The following is a 23,342-nucleotide window of genomic DNA, read 5'->3' on the forward strand; positions in this document are numbered from 1 at the left end:
TGTTTCACCACACTCCCCCGCACCCGCTTCCACGGCCCCAGGCACTCGGCCGCCTGCTCCCGGAACAAGACATCGAACTCGTCGTCACCACAGCAGCGCGAGCGCGAGGCCGCGGGCACGACGTGGCTGCACGACGGGCACGTGTTCACCACTGCGCAGGGCCGACCGATCGACCCAACCAACCTCACACGCGCCTTCACCACGCTCCTCCGCAAGGCCGGCCTCCGCCGCATCCGCTTCCACGACCTCCGGCACTCGACCGCGACCTTGCTCCTGGAGCAGGGCATCGAACTCGTCGTGATCAAGGAACTCCTCGGCCACGCCCACATCGGCGTCACCGCAACCGTCTACACCCACGTCCGACTCCGCCTCCAGCGCGACGCCATCGACACCCTCAGCACCGCACTCGGCAGCTCGGAAGACCCCAAGACGGCACGCTCCGACGGCGACGAACCGCCACCTTGCACCACCCGCGTCCGCTGACGTTGCCGTCAACTACTGCCGTCACCCCACGCAGAAGCCCCGCCAGGACGCACCTGACGGGGCTTCATATTTGCATGCGCGCCGTTCGGGACAGCTATGCGGGCGGACTCCGAGAAGCATTTTGAACGCGCAGTCCAGGCGGCGGCGTCACGCCCCAAGGAGGCGAGTGAGCTTAATCTCTACGAAGCCCGCTCCTTCAAGCCCGTCCTGTGGAAGAAGTCTGCATTCCTCCGGATCTAGCCGCTCTTCACGGGACATGGTGAGCGAATCGTCGTCGTAAACGACACGGACTTCTCCGTTTCTGCAGAAGTCAGGAACGCCCCACAGGGCAGGGTCCCATGATTCCACCCTCCCTACGATCGACCACTTTCCGCGAATAAGCCCAAGGTCACCGAACCTGCAGATTTTGATCGCGGCATTCGGCTCAAGCGACCCTTGCGGCGGAACTTCAGGAGCCCCCAAGCGCGGGCCAAAGAAGTAACCGAGCGCGATACCCTTGCCATCTGCCCTGGCCACCACACCCAACGCATACCCGTCATCACGAAGAGGCACTGCGAAGATATCCCCCAGGGAGTATGGCAACTTTCGAGTCACACCTAACCACCTTGCCCTGGATACCATTTGGCAAAGAATTCGCCAGCGGCATCCATGTACTTGTTGTAGTTCCGATTCCTCACATTAACTCCGGCTGTCCTTCTCACGCCGGGCAACGCAGGACGCCCATTCTGAATCCACACGATTTGCTCCAAACCGCGCTGCTCTCGGTAGACGTCGGTGCGATATTCGACTTGGAAGCTGTAGTCGGCGGTGTCTTCCCCTCGGGCATGCTCACGTTCCCGCCGCTGCAGATCGTTTGTTCGCCCAGTTCTGACAACATTGCCGTCCACGTCACGGAGTGTGTAGATCCCACCCCGGGCATTCGGATCACCAAGGCAGTTGCTGTTGTGAACGAGTACCGGAGTCTCCCCTGCCAGCACATAGTACGTGTGCAGGTCCTCAACGGTCAGGTTGTAGGTACGAGCGTGCTTGGAGAACGGGCGGTTTGCTGTGACCGTGGCGGTTGAACCGTCAGGGCTGCGCAGGGTCGTGCCGGGTGTGAGGTCGCGCGCTTCAAGCCACTGGCCGGCCTCGGGGACCCAGAACGGATGCTCGTAGGTGGCGGTGAGCTTGCGTTCGCCCTCCGGGGTCTTGATCGTGAGTTCGTTGAAGTGTTTGTCGTCCTCGGTGATGATCAGCCGGGTCACCTTGCGCGGACCGGATTCGCCGGTCTCGGGATCGGTGGCCAGCACCTCGTCGCCGACCCGTATCCCCTCGATGTTCTTCGAGGATTTGTCGGACAGCAGCACCTTGGTGCCAGCGAGGAAGCACTGGTTGCACTTGCTCTTCGGCCCTCGTTTACCACCGAACGCGATACTGCCGAGTCCGGGCCCCTCGCCGCCGTCCGCAGCCGCCCAGACCCCCGAACTCATGGAGGCAGCCATGCCCCAGCTCAGCCCGCCCGGGCACGCCCTGCCCACTGCCAGGCAGGCAGCGCCCTTCGAGTTGTTCACATTCGAGGCGTTGACGGGAGCAGAGAGGTCCGTGCATTCGTTACGCCCATACAATGAGCACAGATCGTCGAGTTGCCGATAGAAGGCGTCTATGTACTGGTGAGCCTTGCTCCACTTGGCCGGCACCTTGACCGTGGGGAAGATCGAGATGTACCCGTCACCGTCGTAGTCGAGCTGGCTGCTTCCCTCGCTTTTCCAAGTACTCTTCGGAGGCTTACCGGGGTCGTCCCGCACGCAGCCGCCGGGTTTGGTGCAAGGCGCAGTTCCTCCGCTTTCGGCATCCAGCATCAAACCGGTCGGGTCGCTCTTGCTGACAGGGCTGTTGTTCGAGTACGCGTATCCGTTCATCTGCAGCGGGTCCGCGATGTCGATGATCGGGTCCGCCGAGAGGAAACGGCCCGAAGACTGGTCGTACTCGCGGGCCCCCAGGTGCGTCAGGCCCGTAGCCGCGTCGTCGACCCCGACGCCCAGGTAGCTGCGCTTGTTTGGCCAACTCGACGGCTTCGCGCCACGGATATCCCCGTAGGGCTTGAAATCGCGGCGGGTGACCGGCTGTCCGCTGGACAGGTCGACCGAGGTGTTCGCCGTGCCGAGGTGGTCGGAGATCAGGACGCTGAGTTTGTGGCCCGTCGTCGAACCGTTGGTAGTAGCGCGGACGACCGTGGGTGCGCCCGCCTGGGCGTAGGAACGCGAGGCCTTGGTGATGGTGCCCGTCGTGTCCGTCGTCAGGTCCGTCTCGCCCAGGTACAGGGTCGAGCCCGACGACGAGTTCTCGAGCAGGCGGTTGCCGGCGGCGTCGTAGACGTACGTCGTCTTCTTGCCGTCGGCGGTGATCGAGTCGAGCTTGTTCTCCTGCGACCAGACCAGGTTCTGCGTGGTACCGGTCAGGCCCCGGACAGTTGTGTTGCCCGTCGCGTCGTACGTGTACGAGCTGCCTCCGCCTGACGGGTTCGAACTGATCGACGTCATCGTGTGCGGCTGCGTCTTGTAGGCCGGCGTCGTCGGGGATGCGGCGATCGTCTTGCCGTAGCCGTAATTGAACGTGACGTTCTTCGTCGCGTCCGCCGTGTTGTGCTCGGTCATGGCGGCGCGGTTGCCGAGCCAGTCGAAGGTGAACGACTGGCGGTAGGCGGTGGCACCCGTGGAGACGGTCGTCGAGTCCGGGGCGGCGGCTGAGAGTGTCGAGGTCAGCGCCGCGTCCGGGGTGGCGACATCCGTCGACTGGTCAGGAGCATCGGCGACCGGGCCGGAGGACGCCGCGTAATCGGTGCGGTGGCCCCATGTGGCGCCGCTCGCAGCCTTGCAGCCCGTTCCATCGCCGCCCGGCGCGACCTTGGAAGTCCAGGCATGCACCAGTTCGCCCAGCACGTCGTAGCTGAAGCACTGGGTGTCCCAGACCTTGTCCGCCGGGTCACCGAGCTGGCGGGAGTTGGACGTGATCGTCCCGGAGGCATCGTAGGAGTAGTAGTTGTCCGCGATGCGGTGCGGGTCGGCCGTCTCGCGATCGGTGACTGTGCGCTGGAGTTGGCCGTTGAAGGGGTTGACGAAGTTCGTCGTCCAGACGCGGTAGGGCTGGGCCCCGGAGACAGAGCGCAGCACCTCGCCGTACGGCGAGTAGGTGGCGTCGGAGGTGTACCAGGTCTGGCCCGAGGTCGACTCCGGCAGACCGTCGCCGTTGTAACGGGTGACGACCTTCTCCCGCGCCAGTCCGCCTGCGGCGGGCAGGGTGACGGACAGCGGCTTGCCCGTCGGCGTGTACGTGTACGAGTACGCGTATGTGCCCGACAGTCCCGTCGTCATCGAGTTCGCCGGGATGACCGTCTCGCTGCCGGTGACGTGATACTCGGCGTCGTAGCCGGTGACGCGACTGACGTAGTCACCCGTGTCTGTGTGCCGCTTGGAGGAGAGCGGCTGTCCGATGCCGCCAGGTGCCTCGTCGTAGGTGTACTCCTTGACCGGAGTGGCGGTGGTGGATCCCTGCCGCACCTTCAGCACGCGCCCGAGAATGTCGTACTCGGTGTACGTGTGCTGACCGAGCTCACTCCGGACGTGGTTGGGGCGGTCGGCCTCGTCGTACCAGGTGTCCGTGGTGCCGGTGTCGGGGTCGGTCGCGGACGTCACCCTGCCTCGGGCGTCGTAGGTGTACGTCCAGGCGTTGCCCGCCGGATCGGTGACCTTGGAGCGGTTGCCCCTTGCGTCGTACGCGTAGGTGGTCAGGCGACCCGCGTCGGAATCCTTCTGGGTGTAGTGCTTCAGCGTGGTGGCCCGGCCGAGCGCGTCGTAGGACGTCCAGGTCTTCGGCAGGGTCGAGCCTGCCGGGTCCACGAACGTGGTGGACAGGCCGTATGACGTGTAGGTCGCGTCCTTGTAGTCGTCGCCCTGGTAAGCGGTCGCCCGTACCTGGCGTTCCAGGCCGTCGTAGCGGTATTCGGTCCATGAGGGGAACAGCCACTTCGACTTCGGGGCGAACAGAACCGTGTCGGGTTCTCCCTTCGCCAGATAGCCCCCCGTCTTCTCGTGGACGAGGCCGTGGTCGTCGTACTTGGTGTCCACGATGATTCGGCCGGGGCCATGGGCCTTCGTCTGCTGCTGGACTTCACGCCCCAGGCCGTCGTAGAGGGTGACGTTCGTGCCGTAGGAACCGTCGTCCTTCAGCGTCTTGACAGTCACCGCCGCCGGACGGTTCTCCGTGCTCGTGGCGATTGCCGCCTGGTACGCGATCTGCACGCTCGGCGACTGTCCAGCGCCCGAACGGGACGGGGACCAGCCCTTCACCAGACGGCCGAGAGCGTCGTACTCGGTGCGTGTGACGCGGCCGTTGGGATCGGTGACCGACAGGGGGAGACCGCGCCCGGGGTCATAGGTGGTGATGGTCTCGTAGTCCTTGGCGTCGAAGGACCTCACCTCGGTGACCGGACCGCCCTCGTCGGCCGGGGTGTACCTGGTCTCCGTCGTGCCCTTGCCGGGAGACGTGACGGTACGGACCCTGCCCAGCGGGTCGTAGGTGGTCGTGACGACGGAGGAGTACGCCGTGCCGGCACCGTCGATCTCGGCCTTTGAGGTAACCATGCCTCTGGTCGGTGTCGCGCCGTAGGAGAGGCCGTCGTAGGTGAACCGTACGGCCGACTTGAGTTTGGTGGCCGGGTCCGCGGTGTCGTGCGCTGCACATGAAGTTCCTGTGCTGCGCTGCTCCTTCGGCAGACCGATCAGCCAGGCCGTGGTGTTGTGGAGGTACGACGTCTTCGTGCACGTCTGATCGGAGAGGTTCTCGGTGTTGCCGTCGGGCTTGACGACGGCCGTCTCGACCTGGGTGGGCAGGCCGTACGTGTCGTCGACCGTGGTGAGCGTGCGCACGGCACGCCATCCCGAGTCCTGCGTTTGTATCTCGTCCGTGCGTTTGACGCCGGTGCGGTGGGCGAGCAACGGGTCCGCGGCGGTGCCGTCCTCGTTCTCGCGGTCTCTGGAAGCCGTCTGCGTCGACCACGGGTAGTTGAGCGTGCGGCTGAGGATCCTGCCGTCGGAGTCTCGGTAGGTGATGGTCTCCGCGGTCATGCCGGCGTACTGCGGGGCGTCGTCCGCCACAAGCGTGTAGGTACTGGTGGAGTCCTTCACCTCACCACCGACGCCCTGGAGGTAGCGGGTCACGGAGAGGGACTGGGACTGCACCTCTCCCACCTCGGAGGTGACCTTCTCGCCCTTGTTGACCTTCACCTGCCGGTAGCCGCGCCAGTCGCTGTAGGTCCGCAGTGCGGGGCGGGTGAACTCGTCGTCGTTCTTGGCCCAGGCAGCGCCGGAGTACTCGTACTTCATCGTGACCGGCTTGCCCCGGGAGGTGACCTTGTCCGTCTCTGTCACCGAGTCGACGACGTACTTGTTGAACCACGCCTTGGCAGGGGCTTTCTCGTCACCGTCGGGAGACCAGCGCACCGGATAGCAGGTGCCGTTGCTCTTGCCCTTGTCCTCCGCGGGCTCGGTGGCACAGCCTCCTGTGTACTCGACCTCGATGTCCCCGCCGTTCTCCGTGGAGACGGTTCCGATGCGAGGGCGGGTGAAGCCGGGACGCTGGTCGCTCTTGTTTTTCAGCACCAGGTTGGGCAGTTGGCGGTCCCGGAGGCGGCCACGAAGGGGCGAGGAGGAACCGACCGTGTACCGCGCGAAACTCACACCGTAGTCGGACTGCACAGTGCCGGTCGTGTCTCCCGGCGCGTAGCCGGTGCGGGTGATGGAGTTGAGCCACAGACCGGGGGCGGTGTCGTACCAGTCCTCCGGGAAGGACTGGCGAAGCGTGTATTTGTCGACCGGGCCCAAGCCGGTCTTACCCGCGCGAGCCGCCTTCGTCGTGACCGTCTCGAGACGCCACTGGGTCCAGAACGACGGGAACGCCGGGCACAGCTTGGACGTGGACTTGCAGTTGAGGTTGCCGGGAGTGTCCCACCAGGGACGATAGGCGCCCGGGTCGTCGGTCTTGTCGAAGTTGGCCGCGGCGCAGGCCGTGTCCGACTTGAGGCAGCGCTGCTTGACTCCGAAGTCCACGGTCGCCGACGGCTTGGTCAGGCCGTCGGGTCGCATGCCGTACTCGATGGACGCTGGATAGGCGTAACGGTCGTACTGCTCGGGCGACTTGAACTTCTCACGGACGGCGTAGTAGTTGGTTTCCTGCTTCCAGTTGACGATCATCGTGTTGCCGTTGACATCGACGACCTTGTCCAGGCCCCAGCGCCATCCCTGCTGTTTGCCGGCGCCGCAGCGGGAGTCGCCAAAGGCCGTCGCGTGGCACGGCTCGCCCGAGTGGTTACCGAAGACCGGGACGGTGGAGACGGAGTTGGTGGTCCCGTGGCCTCCACCCACCGCGTTCTGGCCGTAGTAGTACTGGGTGCCGTCTGTGGTGGTGACGACCCAGTACTCACCGTTGTTGTCGTCGTTGGTGCCGCCCACGCGGTGTTCGACCCGGGTACCGTCGTCCTGCTGGGGACGGTAGATCTCGGCATCCTTTTCGGGGTCACTGCCGGATGCCGCGTCCCGGACCAGCTCTGTGGTCTTACCGCCCAGCGACATCACCGCGTTGTACGACACCCAGCACAGGTCGGAGGTCTTGTCCTTCTTGGCCGTGTTGTTGGGAGTTCCGGCCTTGAGGGTCTTGCGATCGTCCTCGCAGGCGCGGTAGCGGCGCTCGATGTAGCCGGGGTCGTACGACCAGCCCTCGCCGATCCAGGAGGCCTGGGGCGAGGAAACAGAAGTACGGCCATCCACGCTCTGCGAGCTGTAGTTGAAGGAGATCGAGGGAGTCGGCCCCGCGGGCGGGTTCGGCACGGTGAGCGGATAGGACCAGCTGAACGCGCCCGATGATCCACCCGCCGCCCACTTGCCGTCCGATGCAAGGGGGGTCGCCTTGAAGGAGCCGCCGCCACCGGTGCCGGAGTCGACCGCACCCATGACTGCCGTGCCACTGCCTGCGGTGGCGACCGGTATTGCCTTTCGGTAAGCCGCTTGGACAACACCTGAGTTCGAGGGCTTTACGGACTTCGCCGAGGCAGGCGTCACCGTGCCGTCGGCTGCCGGGTCGACCGTGGCCGTGAGCGATGCCGACGCAGTGTCGTTCGTGGTCTCCAGTTCCTCGTAGGCCTGGCACGCCTCGTCGTCAGGCGTCGTCAGATAGCAGTCGGGGAACTGCACGAAGCGAAGCCGGGATGCCCAGTCGGCGCCGTAGAGATTCTCGAACTTGGCGTAGTCCAGCTTCACGGAGATCGGGACTGCCCCTCCGGCGGGGGCTTCCACGACGATGACGGCGCCGTCGACGCCCTGGCCCGTCGGAGTGGTGCGCTGCGGGATCGTGACCTGCCACGTGCCCGTCGGCGCCGGCTGGTCGGTCGCCTGACCGAGGCTCACCGGCAGACTGCCGGCAGGTGTCAGCGCCGCCTGTTCCACTTCCCGTCCGGCGGTTCGGGCCGAGGCCGTTGTGGTGGACGAACCGAAAAAAACTGGCTGCGTCCCGGCGGGAGTGGTCGTCGTGCCGGCCGGCGCTTCGAGCTGGTCCTTGGGCACCTTGGCCCGCAGTGTTGGGCGGTCCAGGCTGAATTCTTCGCCTGGGATCGGCTCTTCCTTCTTGAGTTGCTCCAAGGTCAGTGTCTCGCGGCCGACCTCCGCCTGCGCCGGGTCCGGAGGGAGCGCCATCGCCTGTGCGGGAAGCAGCCCAACCAGCAGCACCGCGGCCGTTACCGGGACGACTGCGTGCGCCAAACGGCGCCTGCGAGCATGCGAAAGTCGATCGAACACGACCAGGTCCCCCCGGACCACTTGAAGCGGGCCGGTGAAGGACCACGCGTGACGACTTATCAGAGAGCACAGATTCTGTGATCACTCTGTGAAGAAACACCAGACGCGACGGACCGATGTGATGATCGTCACCGTGCGTAACGCGCCATTACGCTGTGAATACTCCCGAAAGCAGGAATTCGCTTTACGTGGGATTGACTTCCCCTTTATTGCCCATTGGGGAAAACTCGGGCCCCTTGCGACATAAGACATGTCGACGGGGTCAAGTTGCCCCACTTCCTATTCATTTACGAGCGCGCGCCATGAGGCGCTCGACACTCTCTCCGGCGCAGCGCGCTCGCGCTACGGAGGCAGCCCCGAGGATCTCCACAGGATGACGACAGTTCCCCCATAGGTCATCATCTGCTGGCCACACGAGGGGGAAGGGGAACCCGCCCGATGACGCACAACCGGCGCCGCCTGCCCGGCCGTCGGGCCGGAGCGGCACTGCTCGCCGCCGCGGTCACCACGACCGGCATCGTCTACGCCGGCTTCCGGCTGTCCGACGACGCCCACAACGACAGTGCCCGCGGCCGAAGCACTCCGATGGTCACCGAATCCGTCGCGCTCACCCGGGCCGCGAAGACGGGAAAGTCTATCGAGGTGACCGCGGCTCGCACCGCACGTTCCACGACATGGGCCCGGCCCGACGGCCGGATGGCGAAGCAGCTGTACTCCTCCCCGATCCGGGCCAAAGTGGACGGCGAGTGGAAGAGGATCGACCCGAACCTGCACCGCACCGCGCAGGGTTGGGAGCCGAAGGCCACCAACACCCGGATGGTGTTCTTCGCAGGGTCGGAGGAACGCGGCGAGGAGCGCTCCTCCCGCTCGACCGTGCAGCGCGTCTCCCTGGTGAAGTCCGCCGCCGCCGACACCGGAACTCCCCTGGCCACTCTGTATGTCGGCGACAGTGGTGACCACACCATCCAGCTGACCTGGCCGGGCTCCATACCGACGCCGATCGTCGACGGCAGTCGCATCCTGTACCCGGAGATTTTCCCGGGCGGCGACCTGGTGCTGACGGCGGACGACGACGGCTTCGGCCAGACACTCGTGGTGAAGAACCGGCAGGCCGCGTCCGACCCGCACGTCCGGCAGATGACCTACGGCCTGCACTCCAGCGATCTCTCCTTCCGCCTGGATCCGCTGTCAGGAATGGTCAGCGCGGTGAACCTGTCCAATGACGAGGTCGCCGTGTCCCCGACTCCGCTGATGTGGGACAGCAGCGGATCCCCCGCGGTCACGGACGGACAGGTGGGGGCCACGGCCCAGCCGACCGAGGCGGAGTCCCCGGATCCGACGGACTCCCCGATCGAGACGCCCTCGGACACTCCCAGCCCGCCGGAGGAGGAGGAAGTCGAGTCCGACGAGCAGAGGGACACCGACGTCGAGGTTCTCCCCTCGGCCAGCGACGGCCCGGCACCGGACGTTTCGGAGTCCCCGCTGCCGTCAGTCCCCGCCGAGCCGACCCCAGCGCCGTCCCAGACCGGGTCCGCCGCGTCACTGAGCCTGCCCTCCCTGGATGGACCCTCGCCCAATTCGCGTGGCGACCTGGTGAAAGCCGATCTGTCCACAGGCCAGTGGACCCTCACGCCTGATCAGGACTTCCTCAGCGATCCGGCCACGGCCTACCCGGTTTTCATCGACCCCTCGGTGAAGAAGCACACCCAGAGCTGGACCACCGCCTACGACCGTCATCCCAAGGCCACGTTCTACAACGGCAAGGGCTTCAACAAGGGCGGCACGCACGAGGCACGCGTCGGCTTCGAGTCCGACACTTGGGGAACCTCGCGGTCGTTCTTCAACATCCAGTTCGACAAGGACCTCAAGGGCACGCAGATCACCACCGCCAAGCTGCGGATGCTGGAGACCTACTCGTGGTCCTGCCAGGCACGCTCGATGAGCGTGCACCTGACGAGCGAGATCAACTCACACACAAACTGGGACAACGCGCCCGAACTGCATGACGGAAACAAACTGGCCACCAAGAGCTTCGCGCACGGCTACAAGTCCGGCTGCCGCGACGCCTTCGAGACCTTCGATGTGAAGAAGGGCGCGCAGAAGAGAGCCGACAAAGGGGCGGACACGATCACCTTCGGGATGCGTGCCCGGGATGAGGACTCCCAGTACGCGTGGAAGAAGTTCGTGGCCGACGGCAACGACCACCCGCCTGTGCTCGAACTCGTCTACAACCGCAAACCATCGATCGTCTCCGACTCCCTGGACCTCGGCCCGGACGGCAAATGCACCACCACGAAGCCCTACGTCCGTATGGGCTCCGGCGATCTGACCTTCACGGCCAAGGCCACGGACAAGGACAAGAACCTCGACTACTTCGACTTCGACCTGTGGGAGATGACAAAGTGGAATGAGACCGGCGACCTACTGAAGTCGACTGGCAGAGTGTCCGCAAGCGGCGACACCAGCACGGCACTGCGCACTACCGACGGGTTCGCCACCAGCAAGCTCAAGAGCGGCAGCACATACTCCTGGCGAGTCCGGGCTGGCGACGACGCGGACGCTAGCTCCGGCTGGTACCCGAAGACGCCCTGCCGCTTCGTCCTCGACACCACCGCGCCACGCCCCCCCGTGGTGAGCTCCACCGACTTCCCGAACGCGGACGCCAGTCAGAACGGCTTCGGCAGCGGTGGCGAGGACAGCAAGTGGTCCGTCAAGAAGTTCGGTACCGCCGGCACCTTCTTCATGCGCGCCCTGAACAAGGATGTCGTGCGTTACGAGTACGGCTACAACTCAGCCAGTTACAGCGGCAATCTGCCGCGCACCGACGGCGCGTCCACCCTCCTCGTCTCCCCCCTCGGCAACGCCAAGCCACCCGCCGCCGGGCCCAACGTGCTCTACGTCCGGACCGTTGACGCCGCCGGCAACGTCTCTGAGCCGACCAGGTACTTCTTCTACGTCACTCCGCGCGACCAGGCCGACAAGCCCGGCGACTTCACCGGTGACCAGTTCCCCGACATGATGGCCGTCACCGACGAGGGGTATCTCGCGCTGTACCCCTCAGAGGCGACAACGACCGATACGGACAAGGGCTCGGGCGACCTGAACTACTCGATGCCCGGGGCCTACTGGCCGAACCCCGACAAGGATCCCAACGGCAACGACAATCTGCCCCCGTACGTCGCCGCCCCGAAAGGCCACTTCAAGGGCGCCCTGATCACCCACAACGGTGACATCTACGGCGGGGACGGCCTTCAGGATCTCGTCGTCCGGGTGGGCGGCAGGCTCTGGGTCTATCCGGGCGACGGCTACGGTGCGGTGAACATCGACAGGCGGCAGGAGATCCTGCTGCCGTCGGGCGCCCCGAGCCCTTCGGCCCTGACGCAGATCGTGGCCACCGGGGACATCACCGGCGACGGACGCACCGACTTCTTCGCCACTGCCGGCGACGAGTTGTGGGCCTTCACCGGATACCACGGAGCGACGATCGACCAGGCCTTCCGCCTGTCCGGCGGGTGGACCAGCCGTGATCTGGCGATCGTCATGGACGTCAGCGGTGACGGTGTCGCCGACATGGTCTACCGCACCGACACGTCCGGGCGGCTGCTGTTCCGCAAGGGAATCGCCGCGAGCGGTGGAGGGACCGACATCAACTCCCTGGCCTCCGCAGCGAATTCCGCGGACAAGATCGACACCGTGTACGGCGCCTCCGGCTGGTACACCACCGACGTTCCGCTGCTGATGGGCACAACTGACGCCAACAGCGACGGCATCCCCGACATCTGGGCCGTCGCGGCCAACGGGGCCGTGAAGTTCCACCCGGGTGGCAGAACCACCCTGTCAGGCTCCGGCACGCAGGTCATCAACCCGAACACGTACTGGCCGACACGCCTCTCCATCGGATGACACGGCTGGGCTCCGCCTCCCGCGCAGGGAGGCGGAGCCCGAAGTCGTCAGGATCCGTGGGTCGTGGTCACCGCGGAGCGGGCTCGACCCCGCCGTGAACCGTTCGGCCACAGCCTCGGCCTGCGCTTCGCCGCCAGGTCCTCGATCCACCCGAATGCCAGGATCGCGAGTCCGATCAGTGGCCAGACCAGGAAGAACATCCAGAGCATGTCCGTCGCGTCGAGCGCCGCGACCGCGCGGTCGCTCTGCATGAAGGGGAGGCGGTACGCCAGGTCGATGATCGGGACCGTGGCCATGATCAGCAGGTTGTGCCAGAGGTAGATGGTGACGGCCCGGTTGTTGGAGAGGGTCACCAGTTTGTCCCAGCGGGCCAGCCGGCCCGGCAGCTCCTGCCACGAAGGCGAGTACTGGAGCAGGATCACCACGAAACCGAAGGACCAGGCCGCCTGGGCCAGCGGGATGTCGTTCAGGTCCCAGCCCTCGGGGCCCAGATGACCGGACGCCCACCACAGGGCGAAGGCCATCACCATGACCGCACCGGAGACGGCGAGGTAGCGCGGGACCTTCGCCAGCACCCCCTCGTGGTGCGCGAAACCGAGGACCCAGCAGCTGCCGTAGACCGCGAAGTCGGTGACCGCGTTGCCCAGTTCGCCGGGGATCGTCACCAGCCCCGTGCCCACCACGGCCGTCAGGGCCAGCGGTGCCAGCAGGGTCGCCCACGGCACCCTGCGGAACGCCCACAGCAGCAGCGGGGAGGCCAGCACGAACCACAGATACGCGCGGAGGTACCACAGCGGGCCCACCGCCTGGTCCGCCCACGTGCTTTCCAGCAGGTCCTTCGGGAAGCCGACCTCCCAGGGGTACGGCGGTGCCCCGATCGGGATGACGTAGTTGACCAGCTCCAGGAGGCCCCAGGTGCCGCTGTGGTCCGGGTCCTCCGAGAGCTTCCAGCCGCCGACGAACATCAGCGGCAGCACCACCGCGCTGAACGCCCACAGCGGAGGCAGGAGTCGGCGGATCCTGCCCCTGATCACGCTCAGGGTCGGCCTGTTCAGCGAGCGCGCCATCAGCGAGCCCGCCAGCGCGAACATCACGCCCATCGACGGGAACAGTACGGTCAGCCACGCCCAGCCGAAGAGGTGGTAGAGGACCACGCGGACCAGCGCCAGGGAGCGGAGAAGGTCCAGATAGCGGTCACGGCCGGGCGCCTTGGGTGGAGGAACCACCCCGCGATGTTCCCGCTGACCCGCCGTGTACTCCTGCGTCATCCGACCGGCCTCCGTTCGTCACTGCCCTTGGGCGTCCGCTGCCTCTGCACCGGTCCGCCCGGTGCCTCGACGACTCCCGTGCGGCGCAGCTTCTGCCAGCGCAGGCGGCCTCCGGTGAGGGCCGTGATCCAGGACTGGAGCAGCACGACGTACATGAGCTGGCGGTAGAGGATCTGCTGCAACGGCAGCGAGATCAGGTGTGTCATGCGTTCCCGGTCCAGCCGGAACGCGTAGGCGGCGCAGACCACTTGGATCGTGAGGACGCCCAGCCAGGCCACGATCGTCTTCTCGGTCGGGCCGAAGACGACGCCGTAGAGAAGGAATACGTCGATCAGGGGGGCCAGCAGGGGCGCCACCACCATGAACAGAGAGACCAGGGGCAGGCCTACGCGGCCGAAGCGGCCCGACGGGCCCCGTTCCACCAGTGCCTTCCGGTGCTTCCAGATCGCCTGCATGGTGCCGTACGACCACCGGTAGCGCTGGGACCAGAGCTGTTGCACCGATTCCGGTGCCTCCGTCCAGGCGCGCGCCTTCTCCGCGTAGACCACGCGCCAGCCGTCCCGGTGCATGGCCATCGTGATGTCGGTGTCCTCGGCGAGCGTGTCGTCGCTCATGCCGCCGACGCGTTCCAGGGCGGAGCGGCGGAACGCCCCGACCGCGCCGGGGATCGTCGGCATGCAGCGCAGGACGTCGTACATCCGGCGGTCGAGGTTGAAGCCCATCACGTACTCGATGTGCTGCCAGGCGCCGATCATGGAGTCCCGGTTGCCGACCTTGGCGTTGCCGGCCACGGCTCCCACGCGCGGGTCACCGAAGGGCTGCACGAGCTCGCGGACCGTGGAAGGTTCGAAGACGGTGTCCCCGTCCATCATCACGATGATGTCGTGACGGGCGTTCGCCAGACCGCGGTTCAGCGCCGCCGGCTTGCCCGCGTTCAGCTGGCGTACGACCCGGACGTTCGGCAGGCCCATCGCCTCGACGATCCGGGCGGTGCCGTCGCTCGAACCGTCGTCGATGACCAGCACCTCGATGGGGTGCTCGCTCGCCATCAGTGAACGGACGGTGCTCTCGATGCACTTGGCCTCGTTGTACGCCGGGACCAGCACCGACACCGGCTGGGTGACCGGCTCTCCCCAGCGGAAGTCCTTGCGGCGCACCCGGCGGGCGTGGATGCCCGAGAGCAGCAGCATGAGGACGAAGCGGGCGATGACCAGGGAGCCGATGATCGAGAGACCGACGACGAGGACGTCGGTGATGTGCTCGGAGGCCTGGACGAGGAAGATCCACGCCTTGCCCTTCCACAGCTCGGGGCCGGCGACGGCGGTGTGCGCGGTGGGCGCGTCGAGTGCCTCGGTGAGGTTGTCGAACTCGTAGCCCTTGTGCTGCATGTCGGGCAGAAGCCGGTCGAGCGCCTGGACCGTCTGGTGGCGGTCGCCGCCGGAGTCGTGCATCAGCACGATCGCGCCCTTGCCGTTCTTCGGGGTGGCGTTGCGCAGGATCTGCTGGACGCCCGGCTTGCGCCAGTCCTCGCTGTCGGTGTTGTTGACGACCGTGATGTAGCCGCGGGTGCCGATGTACTGGGTGACCGGCCAGGACTTGTCGTCCATGGCGTCGGCGAAGGAGGAGTACGGCGGGCGGAAGAGCGAGGTGCGGATGCCGGCGGCGCCGGCGAGGGCGAGCTGGTTCTGGGACAGCTCCCAGTCGATGCGTTTCTCGGACTGGAAGGACAGGTCGGGGTGGTTGAAGGTGTGCAGCCCGATCTCGTGGCCCTCGGCGACGATGCGCTTGACCAGGTCCGGATAGCGGGAGGCCATGGTGCCGGTGACGAAGAAGACCGCGTGGGCGTGGTGCTCCTTGAGGACGTCCAGGACCTTGGGGGTCCAGGTCGGGTCGGGACCGTCGTCGAAGGTGAGGACGAGCCGGTGGTCCGGCATCTTCAGGCTGGTGGTGCGGCCGCTGCGGGTGTCGATCACCGGGCCGCCGTCGAGGATCTTCTCCGGCACCTTGTCGGTGGAGGCCTCGGACTGGATGCGGTGGTCGGCGAGGATCTCGCTGTGGACGTAGCCGCGCAGCATCAGCATCGCCATCAGTGCGACGAGGATGAGCACGGGCAGCAGCAGGCGCATGGGCAGGCGACGGCGCCTGGAGCCGTCGGGGGCTCCTGGTGCGGCCCCCGGGCGGCGGGTTCGGGATGCCATTAGAGGACGTACTCCGGGAACGGGGAGGAGAGCGGGGCGCCGGAGGGCTCGGGAGCCGTCGTGCCGGAGACCTCCGACGCGACGAGCGAGCAGACGGGCGATGAGGCGGCCGAGCCGGCAGAGGCCCCAGGTGCGGCCCCCGCACGGCGATCGCGGGATGCCCTCACAGAAGGTGCTCCGGGGACGAGGAAGACAACGGGACGCCGGAAGTCACCCGAGCCGGCGTACCGGAGGTCTCCGACGCGACGGGCGACGGCGGGCCGTCGGCCGCCGTGCCGGGACTGGTGCGGCGGCATCACAGAATGTGCTCCGGAGACGGGGAGGCTAACGGAGCGCCGGAGGGCACGGGAGCCGTCGTGCCGGGAGTCTCCGACGCCACGGGCACGGGTGAGGGTGGTCCGTCGGCCACCGTGCCGGGTCCTGCGCTGCCGCCGCCCGTGGTCTCGGTCGGGGCGACCGAGGGGTCGGGGCTGGTGGTGACGGGCGGGGTGACCGAGGGGCTGGGCGGCGGGGTGACCGACTGGGTCGGCTGCGTCGAGGGATCGGCGCTGACCGACGGGTTGCCGCCGGGCTGGGTCGCGGTCGCCGACGGATCGGCGGACGTCCCCGGCTTGCCCGGGTTCACGGTGGCTCCGGGCGCGGTGCCGCTGGCCCCGGGGGCCGGTGTCACCCCGCCGCTGACCGTCGGGGTGGTCCCCGGGATCACCCCTGCGGGGACGGAGGGCTTGGTGGACTCGGCCGGCATCGGACTGGTGTCGACCTTGCCGGCCGGGGCGTCGTCCTTCGGGCCGGTCATGGGGAGCCAGGGCGCGTTGGAGTTGCCGGACAGCAGGGTGACGACGATGACGACGGCGTAGACCGCGCAGGCCAGACCGACGGCGATGCCGATACGGCGGAAGCGGCGGCTGCGCCGGCCCGACTCGTCGACGAACACCGGGCCGTCGGAGCTCTCGGACCCGCCCTCGCCTCCGGGGCGGCCCTCGACGCGGTCGTCGCCGTTCAGGCCGACCCCGTCGAGCTGGACGGTCACCTCGTGCGGATCGTGTGCGTGACTGGCACCGCTGCCGGACTCGTCCCACGGATCGCGTACGACGGCTCTGCGGCCTGCCGGCTCCGGGGCACCCTCGCCGCGGTCCACTCTCGGCGCCCCGGGGAAGTCCCGGTTCCCGTCGTCGTCCCGCACTCCGGTTGTACCGGTTTCACCGGTTTCCGAAAACGTCTGGGTAGTACCCCCAGCTGTCGGTATGTCCTGGGTGCCTGATGCAGCCTCGGGCCACTCCGGTTGGGCGTCTTCTCGCCACTTTTTTACGTTCTTCACGCGCACGCACATCCCCCACGGACTGTTCTGGGCGCGCTCTCGACCTTGAGCACACGTCGGCTGAACCGGGCCCCCACCCGATCCGAGCGCCCCCTTTACCACACCGTGCTCAGATCACGAATGTAGCGCACGCGGAGGAAGTGTGATTGCCACGTGTCATTTGTGGATGTTCATATCGAGCAAATCAGTGGCTGGAATCCATCCATCGGCGGGTCGACGAAGCCAGTCATGTTCGACGGAGAGTTCGATTGCGGCGCGCCGAAGGGCGTCGAACGCTGGATGCGTCAGCCCCCTGCGCCACACCAGCGACACGGGCGACAGAGGTACCGGGTCGACCAGCGGACGCAGCACGGTGGCGGGCATGGCCGGAAAATCCACGACCGCGAGAATCGGGTTCCGGGTCTTCGCCATGATCCGCTGGAACTCCTCGTCGCCGACCGCGAGCGGGGCCGGCGGGGCGATGTCGATGCCCCGTCCTTCGAACAGCCGACGAGCGAGATCGGTCCATTCCGGAGTACGCGGATTTCCGGCCCCCGCGTACACGGTCTCGCCCTCCAGGGCGGCGAGCGGCACCCGCTCCAGGGAGGCCAGCGGGTGGTCCTCCGGCAGGACCACGGCCATGGGCTCGAAGCGCACGGGCTGGTGGTCCAGGCCCGCCCGCAGCGCCGGGTCGAGACCGGCGAACCGGCCGAAGGACGCGTCGAGGCGACCGGCCAACAGCTCGCCCGCGGCGCCGGTCAGCCCGCTCTCGTAGCGGGCCATCAGCTCCTGCTCGGGGGCGAGTGCCCGGGCCCGCAGCAGCACGGCGCGGGCGGTGGCCTGGTCGGGGAAGTTCAGGTCCACGAGCAGCGGGCGGGCCTGCGCGAAGGCGGCGAGCAGCTCGTCCTGGGCTTCCAGGGCCCGGCGGGCGTACGGCACCAGCCGCTCGCCGTCGCCGGTCAGTGTCACCTGCCGGGTCGTGCGCACGAACAGCTCCGCACCCAGCTCCCGCTCCAGCCGCCGCACATCACGGCTGAGCGCCTGTTGGGCGACGTAGAGCCGGGCCGCCGCGCGCGTGAAGTGGAGCTCGTCGGCGACGGCGAGGAAGGCGCGCAGGAGACGTGGGTCGAGGTGGTGGGAGCGGGGGCCGGGACTCGGGCTGCGACTCGGGTTGGGCACGGACATTTGGCGAACTTACAACACAGGTGCGTGAATCGGCACGGAGAAGGTGTTGGACCCCTTGATCGTCTCCACGCGACGGTAGGCGCATGCCGCAACCGGACCGAACGATGTTCACCACGACCGCCGACGCCCTCGTCGTCGTCGACTTCAGCCCACGAACCACACGGAGTTCCCGGGCCCCGCGCGACCCCGGTCCCTACCGCCGTCTTCTCGCCACCCCCGGAGCCCGCGCCTTCACCATCGGGAACCTTCTCGCCCGCCTGCCCATGGGCATGTTCAGCGTCAGCGCGGTCGTCATGATCGCGGGGACGCGTGGGTCGTACGCCCTCGCCGGCGCCGTCACCGCGGCGGGCCTCGCAGCGACGGCGGTGGTCGGCCCGTGGACCGCGCGGCTCGTCGACCGACATGGACAGGCCAAGATCGCCGTACCGGCGACGGTGCTCGCCGCACTGGGTTCGCTGGCGCTGCTGCTGTGCGTCCGCCTCGGCGCACCGGCGTGGACGCTCTTCGTCTCGTACGCCGCCACCGCCACCACGCCCAACCTCGGCGGCATGTCGCGTGCCCGTTGGGCTCACCTCCTCGCCGGCGACGAGAAGGCCCTCCATGTCGCGAACTCCTTCGAGCAGGCCGTGGACGAGGCGGGCTTCATGCTGGGCCCGGTCCTCGCGACCTTCCTGTGCACGGCGTTCTTCCCGGAGGCGGGCACGCTGGCCGGGGTGGTGCTGCTGGTGACGGGCGTGCTGGTGTTCGCCGCGCAACGTGCGACGGAACCGCCGGTGCGGAAGCACGGGCCTTCGCAGGCGCCCTTCCGCTCCCCCGGCATCCCGCCGCTGCTCGCCGTCTGCCTTGCCATGGGTGCCGTCTTCGGCTCGATGGAGGTCGTCACCATCGCCTTCGCCGACGCGCAGGGACACCGCTCGGCGGCCGGGATCGTGCTCGCGCTCCAGGCGGCCGGTTCGTGCGCGGCGGGACTGGTCTACGGGGCGATGCGACGGACCGGATCCGCCGAGGACCGGTACGTGTGGTGCATCGTCGCCATGACGACCCTGCTGACGCTCCCCCTGCTGGCCGCCTCCCTCACCGGTTCCCTGCTCGCCCTGGCGGGCGCGCTGCTGATCGCCGGGATGGCGACCGCCCCGACGATGGTCACCGGGATGACCCTGATCCAGCGGCGCACCCCACCCGGCCGCCTCAACGAGGGCATGACCCTCGCGGTGACCGGCCTGCTCGGCGGAATCGCCTGCGGCAGCGCGGCGGGCGGCTGGACGGTGGAACACGTCTCACCGACGGCGGGCTACGGCGTCCCGATCATCGCGGCGGCGACGGCCCTGATGACCGCACTCGTGCCACCCGGCCGACCGCGCACGAGCCGCCCACGGCCCACTCCAGCACCCTGATCACCGCGACGCCGACAAACCGGCCGCCCAGGCTCGCGTCGGCCAGACGATCGCGCACGAGCCGCCCACGGCCCATTCCAGCACCCCGACCAGCCCCGACGGCGACGACCCTGCCGCCCACACTCGCGTCGGAAACCGGACAACCGCGCACGACACGCCCACGCCCCACTCCAGCACCCCGACCAGCCCCGACGGCGACAAACCTGCCGCCCACACTCGCGTCGGCCAGACAACCGCGCACGACACGCCCACGCCCCACTCCAGCACCCCGACCACCACAGCCGCACGGCCCTGACGACCGCCCCTGTGTCGGCCCGGCCGCCCGTGGCTACACGGCCGACGGCCGGACAGCCGACCACCTCTCGCCCGCGACCCGCCATGGCACCCCGACCACCACAGCCACCGCAGCCCTGGTAACCGCTCTCGCACCGGCCGAACCACCTACAACACCGGGCCACGATCACCACAGCCGCAACGCCGACCACCCTCATGTCGGCCCGGCCGCCCACACCCACGCCACACCCCCGACAGCATGACGCCCACCCTCACCCCGACCAAGTCGTCGAATCGCTTCACCTGATCCTGCATAACCCATTGACGACCTTCAAAGGCGCCGCATACGTTCCTTCGTCGAAGCGCTTCGACAGGCGTCGTCGAATCGAGTCGAATCGACGACCCCTGCGTGGCGCCCGGCCCGAAGCACCATCCGACTCCCCGGAGGTACGGGATGTTGACGGCACGAAGGCGTGTGGTGGGTGCGGCGGTGATCCTGAGCGGATCACTGCTGCTGACAGCCTGCGGGGGATCGGACAGCGGGTCCTCCGACGGCAAGACACTCAGGCTCTGGCACTACGAGGGTCCGACCAGCGCGATGGGCATCGCCTGGAAGGAGGCGATCAAGGAGTTCGAGGCCACGCACCCCGGTGTGAAGGTGGAGTTCGAGGAGAAGAGCTTCGACCAGATCCAGAAGACCGCCCCGATGGTCCTCAACTCCTCGGACGCGCCCGACCTCATGGAGTACAACAAGGGCAACGCGACCGCGGGCCTGCTCTCGAAGCAGGGCCTGCTCACCGACCTCACGGACGAGGCGGCCAAGCGCGGCTGGGACAAGAAGCTCAGCCCGAGCGTGCGCACGACGAGCCTCTACGACACCAACGGCGTGATGGGCTCCGGCAAGTGGTACGGCGTCCCCAACTACGCCGAGTACACGCTGGTCTACTACAACAAGGACCTCTTCAAGAAGTACGGCATCGCCGAGCCGAAGACCTTCGACGAACTGACCGCCGCGATGGACACGTTCGTCGAGAACAAGGTCACCCCCCTCGCCAACGGCGGCGCCGCCTACCCGGCCCAGCAGTACCTCTACCAGCTGGCGCTGTCGAAGGCCGACCGCTCGTGGGTCGACGCCTACCAGCTCTACAAGGGCAGGACGGACTTCCACGACACGGCCTGGACGTACGGCGCCGAGACCTTCGCCGGCTGGGTGCAGAAGGGCTACTTCAGCAAGTCCTCCAGCGGCCAGAACGAAGAGGCGGCCGGCGTCTCCTTCACCTCCGGCAAGGCGCCGATCCTGTTCTCCGGCAGCTGGTGGTACGGCCGCTTCAAGACGGACAACAAGTTCGACTGGGGCACTTTCCGGTGGCCCGACTCGAAGCTCACCCTCGGCTCCGGCGGCAACCTCTGGGTCGTACCGAAGGGTTCGAAGAACAAGGACCTCGCCTACGACTTCATCGACATCACCATGTCGAAGAAGATCCAGAACCTGCTCGGCAACTCCGGCGGCGTCCCGGTCGCGGCCGACGCCGCCGCCATCACCGACCCCCAGTCGAAGACCCTGATCGACGACTTCAACACCCTCTCCAAGAACGACGGCCTGGCCTTCTACCCCGACTGGCCGGTCCCCGGCTTCTACGACGTCCTCGTCTCCGGGACCCAGAAGCTGATCACGGGCAGCGAGAAGCCCGACGGCTACCTCAGCGATCTCCAGGAGGCCTACGACAAGGGCGCACCGAAGCAATGACGGTGACCGTCGAGCGCAGTGCGCGGGCGGCCGGCAAGGGCGCCGCCGTACGGCCCCCGCGCCGCCCCCGCGACTCCTACGCCCTCTTCCTCCTGCCGGGCGCCCTCGCCTTCCTCGCGGTCATCGTCCTGCCGTTCGTGATGAACACGTACGTGAGCTTCACGGACTGGCAGGGCGTGGGCTCCCCCGAGTGGTCGGGACTCGCCAACTACCGCGAGCTGATGGACGATTCCGAGTTCTGGGCGTCCTTCCGGCACAGCCTGTTCATGGTCGTGGCGATGGCGGCGATCCCCACGGCCCTCGGACTGGTCCTCGCCGCCGCCCTGTTCGACTACGTCGGCAAGCACTTCGGATCCAGAACAGCCGCCGTTCTCCGCGCCTGCTTCTACCTGCCCCAGGTGCTGCCGATCGCGGTCGCGGGCATCGTCTGGAGCTGGATCCTCGCCCCGGACAACGGCTCGCTCAACGCGCTCCTGAAGGCGATCGGCCTCGGCTCCTGGCAGCAGGACTGGCTGGGCGACCCCGACCTCGCGCTCTACAGCGTCATGGGCGTCATGATCTGGGTCCAGCTGGGCTTCCCACTGGTCGTCTTCATGGCGGGCCTGCAGCGCGTCGACCCCCAGCTGTACGAGGCGGCCGAACTGGACGGCGCCGGCTGGTGGCGCCGCTTCTGGCACATCACGCTGCCCCAGATCCGGCCGGAGATCTACGTCGTCCTCACCTGGTGCTCGATCGCCGCGCTCAAGGTGTTCGGCGCGGTGTACGTGCTCACGAAGGGCGGGCCCGGCGGCGCCACCGACGTGCCCTCCTACTTCTCCTTCACCACGTTCTTCGAGAAGACGCAGGTCGGCTACGGCGCCGCGATCTCCACCGTGCTGACGGTGCTCATCCTCGCGCTCTCCCTGATCGGTCTGCGGCTCCAGGAGAGGACCGACTCATGACCACCGCCCTGCGCCGCTACCCGGTCCTGATCGCCCTGTGCATCGCGGCCCTGTTCATGATCGTGCCGTTCCTGATCGTCACGGTCAACGCCTTCAAGTCGCCCACGGAGTACGCCCAGAACGGCCCCCTCAGCCTCCCCGACGGCCTGTACACGACCGGCATCAAGGACTTCTGGGAACGGGTCGACTTCGGGCAGAAGCTGGTCAACTCGGTCCTGATCAGCGGCTCGGTGGCGGTACTGGCCGTGATCCTGTCCGTCCTGAACGCCTACGCGATCGGCATCGGCCGCATCAAGGGCCGGACCTGGGTGCTCGCCTTCTTCGTCCTCGCCAACATGCTGCCGCAGGAGGCGCTGGTCTACCCGGTCTACTACCTGAGCAAGGAAGTCGGCCTCTACGACACGAGGTTGAGCGTGATCATCGTGTTCACGGTGATCCAGGCGGCGTTCGGCACGTATCTGCTCTCCGCGGTCCTCGGCCAGTTCCCCCGCGAGATCCTGGAGGCGGCCCGCATCGACGGCGCCAACCGGTGGCAGGTCCTGTGGCGGATCGTCGTCCCCGTCAGCCGCCCCACCCTCGGTGTGCTGCTGGTCTTCTTCTTCATCTGGACCTGGAACGAGTTCCTGCTCCCCCTGGTCATGCTGATCTCCAACGACAACCAGACGGTGTCGGTGGCCCTCGGCGTCCTCCAGGGCCAGCGCCTGATGGACGCCACGATGACCAACGCGGCCGCCCTGCTGGGCGTTCTGCCCGCGATCGTGTTCTTCCTCGTCTTCCAGCGAACCCTCACCCGCGGTATCGCCGTGGGTGCCGTGAAGTAAGGACCCCCC

11 protein-coding genes and 1 pseudogene are annotated in these 23,342 nt (G+C 67.5%); 6 read left to right on the forward strand and 6 right to left on the reverse strand.

Going from position 1 to position 23,342, the window contains the following annotated elements; all coding sequences use genetic code 11:
- Positions 1 to 90 precede the first annotated feature (90 nt).
- Positions 91 to 483: pseudogene (locus AQJ46_RS39215) on the forward strand (tyrosine-type recombinase/integrase); the annotation flags it as partial.
- 147 nt (positions 484 to 630) lie between these two features.
- On the opposite strand, the gene AQJ46_RS52945 reads toward AQJ46_RS39215, so the two are convergent.
- Together AQJ46_RS52945 and AQJ46_RS39220 are read right to left on the reverse strand one after the other, a co-directional pair.
- Positions 631 to 1,077, reverse strand: a complete 447-nt coding sequence (locus AQJ46_RS52945; protein ID WP_159064108.1) for an immunity 26/phosphotriesterase HocA family protein — start codon at positions 1,075 to 1,077, stop codon at positions 631 to 633.
- A 2-nt stretch (positions 1,078 to 1,079) separates the two neighbouring features.
- The gene (locus AQJ46_RS39220; protein ID WP_225887506.1) at positions 1,080 to 8,204 is read right to left on the reverse strand and encodes a polymorphic toxin-type HINT domain-containing protein; all 7,125 of its coding nucleotides are present in this window, start codon (positions 8,202 to 8,204) and stop codon (positions 1,080 to 1,082) included.
- 540 nt (positions 8,205 to 8,744) lie between these two features.
- Between AQJ46_RS39220 and AQJ46_RS39225 the strand changes: the two genes are divergently transcribed.
- Positions 8,745 to 12,209 carry a DNRLRE domain-containing protein gene (locus tag AQJ46_RS39225; protein ID WP_059210108.1) on the forward strand — a complete coding sequence of 1,155 codons (3,465 nt, stop codon included), beginning with the start codon at positions 8,745 to 8,747 and terminating at the stop codon, positions 12,207 to 12,209.
- A 47-nt stretch (positions 12,210 to 12,256) separates the two neighbouring features.
- On the opposite strand, the gene AQJ46_RS39230 is transcribed toward AQJ46_RS39225, so the two are convergent.
- The 4 genes from AQJ46_RS39230 to AQJ46_RS39245 all read right to left on the reverse strand — a co-directional run bounded on the left by AQJ46_RS39230 (position 12,257) and on the right by AQJ46_RS39245 (position 18,157).
- Positions 12,257 to 13,477, reverse strand: a complete 1,221-nt coding sequence (locus AQJ46_RS39230; protein WP_059210109.1) for an acyltransferase family protein — start codon at positions 13,475 to 13,477, stop codon at positions 12,257 to 12,259.
- Positions 13,474 to 15,675 carry a glycosyltransferase gene (locus tag AQJ46_RS39235; protein WP_059210110.1) on the reverse strand — a complete coding sequence of 734 codons (2,202 nt, stop codon included), beginning with the start codon at positions 15,673 to 15,675 and terminating at the stop codon, positions 13,474 to 13,476. The genes AQJ46_RS39230 and AQJ46_RS39235 overlap by 4 nt, the downstream gene beginning before the upstream one ends.
- A 295-nt stretch (positions 15,676 to 15,970) precedes the next feature.
- Complete coding sequence (locus AQJ46_RS39240; RefSeq protein ID WP_225887504.1) at positions 15,971 to 16,858, reverse strand: hypothetical protein; 888 nt, start codon at positions 16,856 to 16,858, stop codon at positions 15,971 to 15,973.
- A gap of 291 nt (positions 16,859 to 17,149) precedes the next feature.
- Positions 17,150 to 18,157, reverse strand: a complete 1,008-nt coding sequence (locus tag AQJ46_RS39245) for a LysR family transcriptional regulator (RefSeq protein WP_059210111.1) — start codon at positions 18,155 to 18,157, stop codon at positions 17,150 to 17,152.
- Between the two features lie 83 nt (positions 18,158 to 18,240).
- Here AQJ46_RS39245 and AQJ46_RS39250 point away from each other — a divergent pair, with 83 nt between their 5' ends.
- The 4 genes from AQJ46_RS39250 (at position 18,241) to AQJ46_RS39265 (ending at position 23,333) form a co-directional block, all read left to right on the forward strand.
- Entirely contained in the window at positions 18,241 to 19,551 is a 1,311-nt protein-coding gene (locus AQJ46_RS39250; protein ID WP_059210112.1) for an MFS transporter, read from the forward strand.
- A 727-nt stretch (positions 19,552 to 20,278) separates the two neighbouring features.
- The gene (locus tag AQJ46_RS39255; RefSeq protein ID WP_208617054.1) at positions 20,279 to 21,571 is read left to right on the forward strand and encodes an ABC transporter substrate-binding protein; all 1,293 of its coding nucleotides are present in this window, start codon (positions 20,279 to 20,281) and stop codon (positions 21,569 to 21,571) included.
- On the forward strand, positions 21,568 to 22,512 hold the full coding sequence (locus AQJ46_RS39260; protein WP_059210113.1) for a carbohydrate ABC transporter permease: 945 nt from the start codon (positions 21,568 to 21,570) through the stop codon (positions 22,510 to 22,512). Before AQJ46_RS39255 ends, AQJ46_RS39260 begins: the two co-directional genes overlap by 4 nt.
- Positions 22,509 to 23,333 (forward strand): carbohydrate ABC transporter permease, encoded by an 825-nt coding sequence (locus AQJ46_RS39265; protein ID WP_059210114.1) that lies wholly within the window; start codon positions 22,509 to 22,511, stop codon positions 23,331 to 23,333. Before AQJ46_RS39260 ends, AQJ46_RS39265 begins: the two co-directional genes overlap by 4 nt.
- Positions 23,334 to 23,342: the final 9 nt, after the last annotated feature.

Origin of the sequence: Streptomyces canus (assembly GCF_001514145.1) — a bacterium.
GTDB classification, from domain to species: domain Bacteria; phylum Actinomycetota; class Actinomycetes; order Streptomycetales; family Streptomycetaceae; genus Streptomyces; species Streptomyces canus.